Genomic DNA, 11,641 nt, shown 5'->3' on the forward strand with positions numbered 1-11,641 from the left:
CCGGGCTACGGCAGCGAGCTTCACTGCGTCTTCGCGACCTTGGGCGGCTGGGCGCTGGTGATGAAGGAGGTGGCTTCCAGCATGGCCGGCCCGAGCGGGGTCGGCACTTTCAGCCAGAACGGCACCAGGACGCGCGTGCCGGCGATCGGCGCGAACGCGACCTCGATGTTGCGCTGGGCGGCGAGATATTTGATCACGGGACGGTCGGGGATGTAGCCGGCGATGGGGACGAAATACAGCGAGCAGACCACGACCTGGCCGTGATAGCCCTTCTCCGCCTTCACGTTTTCCATGCGCTTGAAATCGAGCTTGAGCTCGTAGCGCATGCGGCCGTCGAACACGGCGGCGCTACCGTGGCAGGCGTCCGCCGACAGCACGTCGCCGCTGCCGGAGACGCGCACCAGCGAGGCCGTCATCGGATCCCAGACGCCGCGGCGATGCGCGTCGGTGACGACGATGCGGTCGGGATCGACCGGCGGCTCCGGCAGGATGGCAAAATCCTTCACATTGCCCTTGTCGAGGGTGATGCGGATCTCTTCGGTCTTCTTCGAGGTGGTGGTGGAGGCCTGATAGCCGGTCGCGACCAGCGCGCCGTTGACCACGCGGCCCTGCGAGGCGCCGGTGCCCGACCCGCCCGCGAACGACTTCAAAAGCCCCGAGGTGCCGCCGGAGGCCGCGGCCGCGAACACGTCGTCCTGGATGTCGATGTTCCAGGCGCCTCGGCCGACGGGAATGCCCGCCAGCGTCGCCTCGTATTGCGCCTCGAGCTTGCCCTGCGCCGCCGCGGGCTCCGCCGCCCACGCCAAAGCCAGCCCGAAAAGGCCCGCCATGACCCAGCGGCCGGCAGAGCACGGATGGCTCGCGCGCAGCTCCGTTGAGCACAGGCCGGGCGCAAGATGAGGCGTTGTGAGCACGAAACAATCCAATCGGGGCGCGAACGGTTGTTACTTAAGCCAAAAACCGCGCCAAGCAATGCGTCCGGGCCACTCCGCGTCCGGAACTCCACTGCACTCTTCGGGCGCGAATACGCCCTTTATGTGATGGTAAGGCGCGATAATCATTGCCGTTTTGGTGATAGGGGCGGGTCAGAAGCGCGCACCCCTCTCCTCCCATTCCCCTGTCATGCCCCGGCTTGACCGGGGCATCCAGTACGCCGCGGCCCCTCTGGTAAGCCGTGCCGTCTCGGCGTACTGGATCGCCCGCCTTCGCGGGCGATGACACCGCTTTATGCCGCTTGAGATCCCGGTTTCGCGCTCTCGTGCGCCCCGGGACGACGGGCCAAAAACGGCCCGTCGCCTTGACGTCCCGCCGCTTCCCCCCTATACGTCCGCCCGCTCCCTGCAAGGACAGAGAATTTGCCCGTGGCGCCCCGAATGGCGGCCGCACATCGTTGGGAAAGATTGAGGATTTTGCCATGTCTCGCCGCTGCGAATTGACGGCCAAGGGCCCCCAGGTCGGCCACACGGTCAGCCACTCCAACATCAAGACCAAGCGCCGCTTCCTGCCGAACCTGGTCAACGTGACCTTCATCAGCGAAGCGCTGGGCCGCAACGTGCGCCTGCGCGTCTCCACCAACGCGATCAAGAGCGTCGACCACAATGGCGGCCTCGATCCCTTCCTGCTCAAGGCCAAGGCGGCCGTGCTGTCGCCCCGCGCCCTCGAACTGAAGCGCGCCATCCAGAAGAAGGTCGGCCCGACTCCCGCGCCGGAGAAGAAGGCGAGCTGAGAGTTTTCGGATTGGGCGAGGGCTTGCGCCGGGTGGCGTAGGTTTAGCCGGGTCAAGTTTTGCGTGACGGCCGGATCGGAAGATTCGGCCGTTTTTGTTTGATCGAGCGGGCGAGTAGTTACAGAGCCCCTCAATCAGCTTGCGAGGGATCATAAACTCTCGTTGAGACGTTCGACGGTATTGGCGGTGCAGGACTCATTGCTCAAAGCAATCGTGAAGTAGATGATACCCGTCGGCAGCGACGAATGCATAAACGACCTTTAACTTATACAGTCCCTAAAGACCTCGCTGCGCTGGCAAAAGCACTCGCGGATTGGGGATCGTCCGCATGTGGTAGTACGATCTACGTCTACGGCAGCCGTGTTCGCGGCGATCACAAGGCTACCAGCGACATTGATATTTGCGTCGAATTTACCAATCCGCAGTCAGCCGACGTACAGTGGTGGACGCAGAATAACTCTGAGGACTTCACGACCATAAACAATCAGCTTTGCGCTCCCATTGAGATACTCGAACGTAACTCACCAATTCGATCAATCGTCATTAGTGCTGAGATTGTCTATCAAGACCGGAACGTCCGATGCGTATGGCTGCCTCCTAAGCCTTAATCTTATCCCGCAGGAATGCTACCGCATCTCGCGCCTCGAAATACAGCGCGTGAGTTTCGAGGCCTTTCAGACCTCCCTCTAGCCCAAGCGGATTGGTGATAAGCAACGCGTCGGGGTTCTTCGCCCTAGCCTTTTCAACCCACCGACGCTGCCCATGCTTGAAATGCTGCGCCACTTCCTCAACGAGCATGAATGCCAACGATTCCCCTCGCCATTGCTTCGCTAATATTCTGGGCTCGTTTGGGAAAGCCGCGCGATCGACAGCATGGTAGATAGCCAAGCATGCCAAATACGCGTGCCGAACCGAACCGCCGTTTCTTCCGAAATCCGCAAAAGTCGGCTCGACGATCAACTCCATGTACTCAGCGAGCTCGTTCACAAACGTCACTCTCAAGTTTCGCATTGCCCAAATGTTGCTTCGCGTAACCTGGACTTAGTCGAGCAGGGTCTCGCGTTGCTGCCGGATCGAAGTATTCGGCCGTCTCACTCTTGAGCCGCGGTCACTGCTCGAACGCCTCCACCTTTCCGGGCCGCACTTTCAAAGCGGATCGACATCCGGCAACCCTCTATATCCAAAGAACTGCCGCGCCAACTTCGTTCGCGAAATCATCGACCGACCGTCGCCAATCGATTGCGAGCTAGCTCCAGCAGGCACATCGACAGACTGCCCAACATCTATCTTTGACTCGATATTGGGAAATTGACTTGTTCTTTTCGCCGACGCGAAATATTGGCTCTCAACCTTGGCTCGATTTACGAACGCGCCCCTCAATCGAGAGATACTTAAAGAATAGATGCGATCTTCCAAATCCTCTTCAGCAACAGCACGCTCCTCTGGAACGAGCGAGCAAAAAATCACGAACCTGATTTTATCCGCGCCGCCAACAAGATGAACGTTGCCATCGCTTTGGTAAGAAAGAGGCACACTCTTCAAACTCCCGCGGATGTCATCCGTAATCAAGATCACATGATGAGCGTCAGACGTTTTCACGCTACTCAAAGCAGACTTTGCTCGCACGATGAAGTCCGCGGCGTCAACGACGTTTCGCGACAAACAATTCACCGCAAGCAAGTAGCTTTTGAGAGAGCCACGTTCTCCATCAAGAGCGAGCGCGTTAAGATCACCAATAACGGACTCTTGCGATCTTAGTAAAGATCCTGCAAGCAACCTCTGAGATCGGGCGGTCGAAACCAATGCACTTTCGACCTCATTGAGCTCGGGAGCGCTCATAGTGGACTGCAAAGAACAAAATCTGCGCGTTGCAAAAAGCGCGGCCGCAAGATAGCGCCAGCCGGCGACCCGTTCAAAGAACCGCTGCCCCCCAAATTCTACGAAATCGCTTAGGCTAAAAAACCCGCTCCGGAGAGAGGAAGGCACTACAGCTTTTACTCTTGCTTCGGGCTCCTCAAGAAACTGACTATAAGCTTCGACTATCTCATCGTGCCCACAGCTATAACAGTGACCGGCCATATAGTGAGAGCGAGCCGCAGCAACCATCTTCGCGCTCCTAGAGTTTGCATAATAATCGCAATATACTTCCAAGCTCGACCGCAGCGGAAAAGCGAGTGGGGCAAGCAAAGCGCTCCTCCTTTGCTCATAGGATGCAGGGCTTGCACTCGCTACGAATTGTAGAATTCCTGCGATAGGCTTGGGAAGCTTCTTCAGTTCAAAGGCGTTAATCATTTCTGCCTCACTGCTTCGACACATCTTGAGAGAGGCGCGTCAGAGCTTGAGCTTCAATATCTGTAATCAGAGAGCAATTGATTTCAGCAAGATCGACAAGAAAGTCGTTCAAACGTTTTGTTGCAATCAAGGGCCGATTGGTTCGCCTTAAATTAGCGCGCTGGATCAGCCCAAACACCTCAGCGGCTTGCACGATGCTTTGAAGTCTTGAATTCGCCTTCGCCAAATCGGCAGGGGACTCTACCGAGCTTATTGCGAGGCTATAGGCTGTAAGGGAAGCACCATTAAAACGACGCTGCAGGCCCGCGCTCTCGAGTTGCTCATTGGACACGAAGTCAGATTCTCGCCAAATCACAAGAAGAGCCGAATACGAGTCCTGATCGATCAATACCCTCTTATGCTTCCTCAGCGCCTTCTCATCGACATGAACTAACGGAAAAGGAAAAACCTTCTTTTTGAGTAGATCCTCGTAACTTGCCAAAAAATTGAAAACGGCGGAATGAGTGCGAAGCGCTGCCGTATTCCGGCGAAGAGCCTCGTCGGCGCTCACGAAAAGGTCTCGTAGTTCGAAAGAAGGGCGGCTTGGCATCGCTGACGGTATCCCCGACATCTGCTCGGGTTCAAAGCGTACGGCGGCGCTAATGCTAGGTCCATTTGCGAAATCTTTTTTCAAAAAGCGATATCAAAATCCATTATGAGATTTTCACAATCGATCTACTTAGGCAATCTGATTGCGCGCGCTGTGTAATGCAATCAATAGAACGAGCGCATTAGCGATTTAGTGAAAAATACAACAAACTCAAAACGTTATAGAACCCACCCGCTCAACAAAATTGGAGCGGATAATGTACTGGTTCATCGCTGGCTGCTACGCTTGCATCCTCTGCGCTTACCTAGTGATGGCATTGCACCATCACTAGCTGGGCGGCGACGCGCCCTACGCGAGACGGTCAATCGCCGCGCACATTGTGTTGACATTTGTTAACACATCCGCTATCTTCAGGTCACCCCATGGCTGATCGGCCCAGGCACCCACACAAGGAGATCGAGGCCGTCGTCGCGCACGCCGAGTCGATCGGATGGCGGTGGCGCAAGATGGGGCATTGGGGGCGGCTGTTCTGCGCGCATGCCGGACGTGACGGCTGCCAGGTTGGCGTGAACGGTACGCCGAAGAACCCGGAAGACCACGCCCGGCAGGTGATGCGGGCGATCGGCCGCTGCCCGCACAGAAAGGAGGAAGACACGTGAAGAAATTCGAATTCAGCATCATCGCGTCCGGCCTCGATCCTGCGGCGGAGGATTTCGAGCAGCGCTTCTACGATGCCGGCTGCGACGATGCGGCGATCGCCTTCCAGAAAGGTCACATCATCGTCGACTTCACCCGGGAGGCGAAATCAGTCAGCGAAGCCATCGTCACGGCGGTGCGGAACGTGCAGGCCGCCGGCGCCCACGTCGATCGCGTCGAGCCCGACCCGTTGGTCAGCCTCTCCGATATCGCCACCCGAACAGGAATGACGCGTGCGGCGATGACGCAATATTCCAAGGGACAGCGCGCCAAGGATTTTCCCGCGCCCGTCGCCCGCGTCACGTCCGACAGCCCGCTGTGGGATTGGGCGACGGTCGCAAAATGGCTGTTTCATCACGACAAGCTCAGCCGCGACGAGGCGATCGAGGCGGCCGCCGTGCGAGCGGCCAATGCGGCGATCGGATCGCGCACGGCCAAACTCGAAGAAACGTTGAAGGGAAGCCTGAAGGCCTACGAGAAGGAACTCGACCGGGCCGCGTGAGGCGCGGGATCGCTGCTCTGACCGCCTCCCCCTACCCCCGAAAATCAATGCTCCGCAGCACGATCCCCGGCGGCGTGCCCTCGAACTCCGTCGCCTGATATTTGCGTCCGGTGCAGGCTTCGATGCGTTCGCGCAGGCGGGTGAACTGCTCTTCGCGCTCGCTCGGCCGGGCGCGCGGGCCGCGCTCGAGGTCGTCCATGGCGGAGGTCGAGATCGCGCAGGCGATCTCCTTTGCGCCGTCCTGCATGGAGAACTGGACGATGCCGCGGTCCTGGTCGTGGGCGATGAAGCGGCTGCTGGTGAGTGTCATGGGGTACTCCTTTGGCGTCCGCGCGTCGTGCCGGGCTTGCGCAATTGCGCTCGGGGGCGTCGGTCGGCGTGATCGAAGCAGGCTGTGGCACAAGGGTGCACAACAACTGGCTTCGGTGGTTATGGGTCCTGGCTTTCGCCAGGACGACGGGTGTGTCTGCGAGCGTTGCGCGATGGCGCCACGAGTGGGCCCAGCTTCAGCCCTCGCCTTCAGCCGTCGCCGTTGAGTCTTGCGAAATCGTCGAACAGCGCGGCGACCAGCGCGCGATGGCGGGTGTCCTCGGCGGGCAGGCTCGCGGCATAGAGGTTGAGCAGATGGCGGGCCTTCACGGCGGCCTCAGGCCAGGACGTGGCGGGCACCGACATCATGCGGTTTTCGAGTTCGGCCTCGCGCTCGCGCAGCTCCCTGACCTGGGCCTCGACATCGGCCAGCGCGCGGCGCAGATCGGTTGCCTTCTGGGCGGCCATGCCGCGGTGGCTGTCGAGATCGACCGGGATGTCAGTCATGTCAGGCACTCGCATCGATACGTTGGGCATCCGCAAGGTCGACCGAGCCGATCGAGAGCATCTCCGTCGCACCGCGCACGCCTTCGGAGGGCACCGTGATCATGGTGGCGACGCGGCGATAGGACGCGAAGGACAGACCCTCGATCATCTCCTCGTCGGTGACGACCTCATAGGCGCCGGCCGGCAATTCGCGCGCGAGGCCGCGGATGTGGAATGGATGCTTGAAGGTGATGGTCTCTCGCCGCGAGCGGATGGTCATGCGCGCCTGCCTTTCGCAAAGAAGGAGCCCCAACCGACGCCAGCTATCGCTGACCATGCGCTCGTTGCGCGGCAATAGCCAGCTTTATGTCAGCGCGGGCCGGGACTTAAGCGGCAAGCGAGACACTCGCGCGCGGCGTTTTAGTCCTCGCCATCGGCAGGGCGCGGGCGTACGCTCGACCACGTCAGCGCAGCTCACGCAATTGCCGCGCGTCGAGTTGCGCTGCATCTTTCGCGCCTCGTGTGCGCAGCGGCGATCTTTCAATGGCTCGGGCGGATGTATCTCGTAACCCGCCGGCGACCATTGCAGCGCCCATTTCACGCGGACGAACTCGAAACCCAGGAGGAGACGAAATCATGGCCAAGGGACAGCAACGCAGCAACCGCGAGACCAAGAAGCCGAAAAAGGACAAGATCAAGACCAGCGCCGCAGCGCCCAGCCGCAAGGATGCGGCGTGGCAGCCGGAGATCGGGCAGAAGAAGAAGTAGCGGGGCGGCAACGCCGACCGCGAATGAGGTGCGCCCCCTCTCCCGCTTGCGGGGGAGGGTTGGGGTGGGGGTGTCTCCGCAAGCGAGAACCCCCAAGAGGAGAGAGCCCTCACCCGCCGCGCGCGGGACGATGCTTCGCATCGCCCGAGGCGCGTCGACCTCTCCCGCAGGCGGGAGAGGTGCAGCGGAGTCCGCGGCCCAATCACCCCAAAAACACTGGCGCCGCGCGGGATTCACCACCATCTCCTTCTCCCGCCGTTTTCCGCTATACTCGCCCGGGTAGCATCAGCGGGAGGGGAGTACCGTGGAGCACGAGCGCAGCGCCGACCACACATCCGAGCCGAAGAATCTCGTCATCTGCTGTGACGGCACCGGCAACGAGATTTCCGAAAATATCTCCAACGTCCTGAAGCTGTATCGCTGCCTGCGCAAGACCGACAAGACGAAGCCGCGGCAGATGGTGTTCTACGATCCCGGGGTCGGCACCGTGACGGAGCCGTCGACGTGGCACCGCTGGAAAGCCAACGTCAACCTGGTGCTGGGGCTCGCCACCGGCTACGGGCTCGATGACAACGTGCTCTCGGCCTATTGCTTCCTGGTCCAGCATTACGCGCCGGGCGACAGGATCTACCTGTTCGGTTTTTCGCGCGGTGCCTACACGGTCCGCGTGCTGGCGGGGCTGATCCACAAGATCGGCCTGATCTCGCCGGAGCAGGCCAACCTCGCAGGCTCCGGCCTCGTCGCCTACAAGCAATATTCCGGCACCGGGCGCGGCAACGACATCGAGGACCTCAAGGACATCGCCGTCGACGAACAGGGGCCGCTGCCGAAAGACCAGTTCGACCTCGCCGCGCAGTTCGCGCGCATCACCTCGACGCGCTGGCCGACCATCCACTTCATCGGCGTCTGGGACACGGTGGCGAGCGTGATCGTGCCGCGGCGCGACGTCTTCTTCCTCGTCTTCAGCCTGGAGGAGCTCGCCTTCACGCTGCGCAATCCGAGCGTCAACATCTTCCGGCAGGCGATCGCCATCGACGAGCAGCGCCGCATGTTCCGCCTCAAGGCGTATGAGGAGCCGCAGGAGTACTGGCGCCACCGCTACGTGCCCGACGAGAAGAAGGAGCCGCAGGACATCCTGCAGGTGTGGTTCGCCGGCGTGCATTGCGACGTCGGCGGCGGCTATCCGGAAGCCGAGAGCGGCGAGTCCAAATATCCGCTGCTCTGGATGATCGAGGAGGCGGCCAAGGCCGGGCTGAACTTCAACCCGCGCACGGTGAACCAGCTCGCCTGGGGCATCCAGCGCAAGAACTCGCCGTTCCAATACGTGCCGCCTGAATACACCGGCAAGACGGGCGAGCTGCATGATTCGATGACGGCGCCCTGGCGCGTGCTGGAGTATCTGCCGAAGCGCGCGACCTACAAGGAATGGCCGGAGCGGAAGGTGTTTATGGGGCTTTACATCCCCGATTGCGAACCGCGCCCCATTCCCGAAGGCGCGCATGTGCACGAGAGCGTGGTGAAGCGGATGGCGGTGGAGCCGGACTATCGGCCGGTGAATTTGCCGAAGGATTATGTGACGGTGCCGATGCCGGTGCCGCCGGGTGTGGGCTCTGGAGGCGAGGCGGGGGAGATCGTGGCGGGGTGAGGTGGTTGCGCGGCGGACCATGATGGGGAGCTGGCCGGCGCTCCACCAAAGCCGTGGGGGGGGGGGGGGGCCCGCCCCCCGGGGGGGGGGGGCCCCCCCCCCCCCGGCCCCCCCAAATGATTTAAATTAATGGGCCCGCCGGGGGGGGGGGCCCCCCCCCGGCCCCCCCACCGGGGCGGGACCGCGGGGGGGGGGGCGGGGGGGGGGGGGGGCGGGCCCCCCCACCCCCCCCGCGGGCGGCGCGCCCCCCCCCCCCCCCCACGGCGGAATACAGCCAACCCACCCGGCTACCGCCAATATTCATTAAAATTATCGGCCCCGCTTTAGCCGGATCGAATCACCTCTCGTTCATCATGGTCTCCCAGACCACCCGCGCCATCCGCGGAAATTGGAGGAGAGTGCCAATGCATCCGCGACGACATGCCCGCGTCAAGCCCGCGGGCCTCGTGTCCCGCCAGGCCAAGATCATCACCGACCCGCGCGCGCCGGTGATCCCCTGCACGCTGATCGACTATTCGCCCGGAGGGGCCTGCGTCGATCTCGGCGGCCAGGTGAAGATTCCCGATCGCTTCGAGCTGCTGCATGTGAACACCAAAAAGCGCTGCCGCGTGGCGTGGAAGCGCGGCACGAAGGTGGGCGTGGTGTTTTAGAGGCGAGGCACGCTGGCGCGGCCTCCTAAGTTGTGGGGGGGGGGGGGGGGGGGGGGGCCGCGCGGGGGGGGGGGGGGCGCCGCCCCCCCCCCCCGCCGCCGGCCCCCCCCCCGGGGGGGCCCCCCCCCCCCCCCCCCCCACGGCGGAGATTGTCGCGGCGCGATCTCTCCCAACACAACAAATTCCCTACTTCCGCATCCGCGCCTTCGCCCCCGCGACGATCTGCATCGCGACGCCGGCGATCCAGCCGAACAGGGCGAACCAGCTCCAGGCGATATGCGGCTCGAGGCGAAGCACGATGATGGCGACGGAGGCGAGCGCGGTGAGCGTGGCGCAGAGCGTGCCGGCGGAGCTCAACAGCTCCGCGGCGTCGATGTCGCCATGGGCCTCGTCGAAGGGCAGCTGCGGCGTGTCGATGCCGAGATAGAAGCCGACGAAGCCCAGCACCATCATCAGCAGCAGGAAGCCCTCGGTGGTGAGCGCGGGTATCGCGGATCCCACGTAAGCGCCGACGAACAGCCCGCACGCGGCGCCCGCCATCGCAAGCCCCACGCGCTCGATGACGTGGGCAGCCTTTCGAATACGAAACCGCATGGCGGGCCTCCGCGAGGCGTTGAACGCACGCGAGGTTAAGCCAGATTTGGCGGAGGTGGAAGGTGAGAGGCGTTACGGATGCGTGAGGGGTGTTGCCTCCCTCTCCCCGTTCTTACGGGGAGAGGGTTGGGGTGAGGGGCCTCTCTCCGCATGTGAGATCATCGCCGCACCTGTACCCCCTCACCCGCATCCCATCGTCGATGGGATGCGACCTCTCCCCGCAAGCGGGGCGAGGTAAAGAACTCACCGCGCCCCGAACGTGGTCTTGCCGAACAGCGCCTTCTGCGTCGAGGGCTGCGAGCGCCAATATTGCGGCGGGGCTTCGACCTCGCCGCCGACGTCCGCTGCGGCGTGCCAGGCCCAACGCGGGTCGTAGAGCATGCCGCGGGCGAGCGCGACCATGTCGGCCTTGCCGGATGCGACGATGTCTTCGGCCTGCTTCGGCTCGGTGATCAGGCCGACGGCGATGGTGGGCAAACCCGTCTCGCGCTTGATGGCCTCGGCAAACTGCACCTGATAGCCGGGGCCGAGTGCGATCTTTTGCAGCGGCGAGACGCCGCCGGAGGAGGCATCGATCCAGTCGACGCCGCGCGCCTTCAGCGCCTTGGCGAACTCAATCGTCTGCGCCAGATCCCAGCCGCCCTCGACCCAGTCGGTCGACGACACCCGCATGCCGACCGGCTTGTCGTGCGGGAACACGGCGCGGACCGCGTCGTAGACCTCCAGAGGGAAGCGCATGCGGTTCTCGAGCGAGCCGCCATATTCGTCGGTGCGCCTGTTCGAGATCGGCGACAGGAACTGATGCAGGAGATAGCCGTGCGCGCCGTGCAGCTCGATCGCGTCGATGCCGATGCGATCGGCGCGTCTGGCAGCATCGACGAAGGCATCGCGGATGCGCTTGAGGCCTGCGGCGTCGAGCGCCAGCGGCGCGGCCTCGCCCTCCTTGTGCGGCAGCGCGGACGGCGCCACGGTCTGCCAGCCGCCCGCGTCCTGCGCGATCAGCTGGCCGCCGTCCCAAGGCCGCGCGCTCGAGGCTTTCCGGCCGGCATGCGCGAGCTGCATCGCGACTGCGGTCGAGGAATGTTTCCGCACCGAGGTGAGGATCTGCTTCAGCGCGGCCTCGGCGGCATCGCTGTAGAGCCCGAGGCAGCCCGGCGTGATGCGGCCGATCGCCTCGACATGGGTCGCCTCGATGCAGAACATCGCCGCGCCGGACAGGCTGAGATTGTTGATGTGGGTGAAGTGCCAGTCGGTGGGAACGCCGTCCTCGGCCGAATATTGGCACATCGGCGAGACCACGATTCGGTTCTTCAAGGTCAGGCCGCGCAGCTTGATCGGGGAAAACAGGGCGCTCATGCGGGGGAGTTCCGAAAGGGAGGGAGGG

General features: G+C 62.7%; 16 protein-coding genes. 7 read left to right on the top strand and 9 right to left on the bottom strand.

Annotated elements, in window-relative coordinates; translation table 11 throughout:
* Positions 1–20: 20 nt before the first annotated feature.
* On the bottom strand, positions 21–830 hold the full coding sequence (locus AC0L3C_RS30075) for a DUF3108 domain-containing protein (RefSeq protein WP_473409740.1): 810 nt from the start codon (positions 828–830) through the stop codon (positions 21–23).
* 584 nt (positions 831–1,414) lie between these two features.
* Here AC0L3C_RS30075 and rpmB point away from each other — a divergent pair.
* Together rpmB and AC0L3C_RS30085 are read left to right on the top strand one after the other, a co-directional pair.
* Positions 1,415–1,726: a 50S ribosomal protein L28 gene (rpmB, locus tag AC0L3C_RS30080; RefSeq protein ID WP_026232426.1), complete on the top strand. Its 312-nt coding sequence runs from the start codon at positions 1,415–1,417 to the stop codon at positions 1,724–1,726.
* Positions 1,727–1,971: 245 nt separating this feature from the next.
* Positions 1,972–2,334 (top strand): nucleotidyltransferase domain-containing protein, encoded by a 363-nt coding sequence (locus AC0L3C_RS30085; protein ID WP_473409741.1) that lies wholly within the window; start codon positions 1,972–1,974, stop codon positions 2,332–2,334.
* Here the strand turns inward: AC0L3C_RS30085 and AC0L3C_RS30090 are convergent.
* From AC0L3C_RS30090 to AC0L3C_RS30100, 3 genes are all read right to left on the bottom strand, one after another.
* Positions 2,324–2,713: a hypothetical protein gene (locus AC0L3C_RS30090; protein WP_473409742.1), complete on the bottom strand. Its 390-nt coding sequence runs from the start codon at positions 2,711–2,713 to the stop codon at positions 2,324–2,326. The genes AC0L3C_RS30085 and AC0L3C_RS30090 overlap by 11 nt on opposite strands.
* 159 nt (positions 2,714–2,872) lie before the next feature.
* Positions 2,873–3,832, bottom strand: coding sequence for a hypothetical protein (locus tag AC0L3C_RS30095; RefSeq protein WP_473409743.1), 960 nt, complete (start codon positions 3,830–3,832; stop codon positions 2,873–2,875).
* 193 nt (positions 3,833–4,025) lie between these two features.
* The gene (locus tag AC0L3C_RS30100) at positions 4,026–4,568 is read right to left on the bottom strand and encodes a hypothetical protein (RefSeq protein ID WP_473409744.1); all 543 of its coding nucleotides are present in this window, start codon (positions 4,566–4,568) and stop codon (positions 4,026–4,028) included.
* A gap of 461 nt (positions 4,569–5,029) precedes the next feature.
* Between AC0L3C_RS30100 and AC0L3C_RS30105 the strand changes: the two genes are divergently transcribed.
* Positions 5,030–5,266 (top strand): hypothetical protein, encoded by a 237-nt coding sequence (locus tag AC0L3C_RS30105; RefSeq protein WP_473409745.1) that lies wholly within the window; start codon positions 5,030–5,032, stop codon positions 5,264–5,266.
* On the top strand, positions 5,263–5,805 hold the full coding sequence (locus tag AC0L3C_RS30110) for a hypothetical protein (protein WP_473409746.1): 543 nt from the start codon (positions 5,263–5,265) through the stop codon (positions 5,803–5,805). The genes AC0L3C_RS30105 and AC0L3C_RS30110 overlap by 4 nt, the downstream gene beginning before the upstream one ends.
* A gap of 31 nt (positions 5,806–5,836) precedes the next feature.
* Here AC0L3C_RS30110 and AC0L3C_RS30115 read toward each other — a convergent pair whose 3' ends face one another.
* The 3 genes from AC0L3C_RS30115 to AC0L3C_RS30125 all read right to left on the bottom strand — a co-directional run bounded on the left by AC0L3C_RS30115 (position 5,837) and on the right by AC0L3C_RS30125 (position 6,880).
* On the bottom strand, positions 5,837–6,115 hold the full coding sequence (locus AC0L3C_RS30115) for a DUF1488 family protein (RefSeq protein WP_018452941.1): 279 nt from the start codon (positions 6,113–6,115) through the stop codon (positions 5,837–5,839).
* A 209-nt stretch (positions 6,116–6,324) separates the two neighbouring features.
* Complete coding sequence (locus AC0L3C_RS30120) at positions 6,325–6,621, bottom strand: hypothetical protein (protein ID WP_007599252.1); 297 nt, start codon at positions 6,619–6,621, stop codon at positions 6,325–6,327.
* Position 6,622: 1 nt separating this feature from the next.
* Positions 6,623–6,880 (bottom strand): hypothetical protein, encoded by a 258-nt coding sequence (locus AC0L3C_RS30125; RefSeq protein WP_007604597.1) that lies wholly within the window; start codon positions 6,878–6,880, stop codon positions 6,623–6,625.
* Positions 6,881–7,236: 356 nt separating this feature from the next.
* Here AC0L3C_RS30125 and AC0L3C_RS30130 point away from each other — a divergent pair, with 356 nt between their 5' ends.
* The 3 genes from AC0L3C_RS30130 to AC0L3C_RS30140 all read left to right on the top strand — a co-directional run bounded on the left by AC0L3C_RS30130 (position 7,237) and on the right by AC0L3C_RS30140 (position 9,663).
* Complete coding sequence (locus tag AC0L3C_RS30130; RefSeq protein WP_007599247.1) at positions 7,237–7,368, top strand: hypothetical protein; 132 nt, start codon at positions 7,237–7,239, stop codon at positions 7,366–7,368.
* A gap of 304 nt (positions 7,369–7,672) precedes the next feature.
* Positions 7,673–9,013 carry a DUF2235 domain-containing protein gene (locus AC0L3C_RS30135; protein WP_473409747.1) on the top strand — a complete coding sequence of 447 codons (1,341 nt, stop codon included), beginning with the start codon at positions 7,673–7,675 and terminating at the stop codon, positions 9,011–9,013.
* A gap of 404 nt (positions 9,014–9,417) precedes the next feature.
* Positions 9,418–9,663: a PilZ domain-containing protein gene (locus tag AC0L3C_RS30140; RefSeq protein WP_007599245.1), complete on the top strand. Its 246-nt coding sequence runs from the start codon at positions 9,418–9,420 to the stop codon at positions 9,661–9,663.
* A 186-nt stretch (positions 9,664–9,849) separates the two neighbouring features.
* Here AC0L3C_RS30140 and AC0L3C_RS30145 read toward each other — a convergent pair whose 3' ends face one another.
* Entirely contained in the window at positions 9,850–10,257 is a 408-nt protein-coding gene (locus tag AC0L3C_RS30145; RefSeq protein ID WP_007604593.1) for a hypothetical protein, read from the bottom strand.
* A gap of 243 nt (positions 10,258–10,500) precedes the next feature.
* Entirely contained in the window at positions 10,501–11,613 is a 1,113-nt protein-coding gene (locus tag AC0L3C_RS30150; protein ID WP_473409749.1) for an NADH:flavin oxidoreductase/NADH oxidase, read from the bottom strand.
* Positions 11,614–11,641: the final 28 nt, after the last annotated feature.

The organism is Bradyrhizobium sp. WSM4872 (assembly GCF_055811715.1).

What these genes read in the sequence shown, in the direction of transcription:
- AC0L3C_RS30095 (WP_473409743.1), bottom strand. Translation starts at nt 3,832, where the DNA reads ATGGTTGCTGCGGCTCGCTCTCACTATATGGCCGGTCACTGTTATAGC.
- AC0L3C_RS30115 (WP_018452941.1), bottom strand. Translation starts at nt 6,115, where the DNA reads ATGACACTCACCAGCAGCCGCTTCATCGCCCACGACCAGGACCGCGGC.
- AC0L3C_RS30130 (WP_007599247.1), top strand. Translation starts at nt 7,237, where the DNA reads ATGGCCAAGGGACAGCAACGCAGCAACCGCGAGACCAAGAAGCCGAAA.
- AC0L3C_RS30150 (WP_473409749.1), bottom strand. Translation starts at nt 11,613, where the DNA reads ATGAGCGCCCTGTTTTCCCCGATCAAGCTGCGCGGCCTGACCTTGAAG.
- AC0L3C_RS30085 (WP_473409741.1), top strand. Translation starts at nt 1,972, where the DNA reads ATGCATAAACGACCTTTAACTTATACAGTCCCTAAAGACCTCGCTGCG.
- AC0L3C_RS30105 (WP_473409745.1), top strand. Translation starts at nt 5,030, where the DNA reads ATGGCTGATCGGCCCAGGCACCCACACAAGGAGATCGAGGCCGTCGTC.
- AC0L3C_RS30125 (WP_007604597.1), bottom strand. Translation starts at nt 6,880, where the DNA reads ATGACCATCCGCTCGCGGCGAGAGACCATCACCTTCAAGCATCCATTC.
- AC0L3C_RS30075 (WP_473409740.1), bottom strand. Translation starts at nt 830, where the DNA reads ATGGCGGGCCTTTTCGGGCTGGCTTTGGCGTGGGCGGCGGAGCCCGCG.
- AC0L3C_RS30145 (WP_007604593.1), bottom strand. Translation starts at nt 10,257, where the DNA reads ATGCGGTTTCGTATTCGAAAGGCTGCCCACGTCATCGAGCGCGTGGGG.
- AC0L3C_RS30140 (WP_007599245.1), top strand. Translation starts at nt 9,418, where the DNA reads ATGCATCCGCGACGACATGCCCGCGTCAAGCCCGCGGGCCTCGTGTCC.
- AC0L3C_RS30120 (WP_007599252.1), bottom strand. Translation starts at nt 6,621, where the DNA reads ATGACTGACATCCCGGTCGATCTCGACAGCCACCGCGGCATGGCCGCC.
- rpmB (WP_026232426.1), top strand. Translation starts at nt 1,415, where the DNA reads ATGTCTCGCCGCTGCGAATTGACGGCCAAGGGCCCCCAGGTCGGCCAC.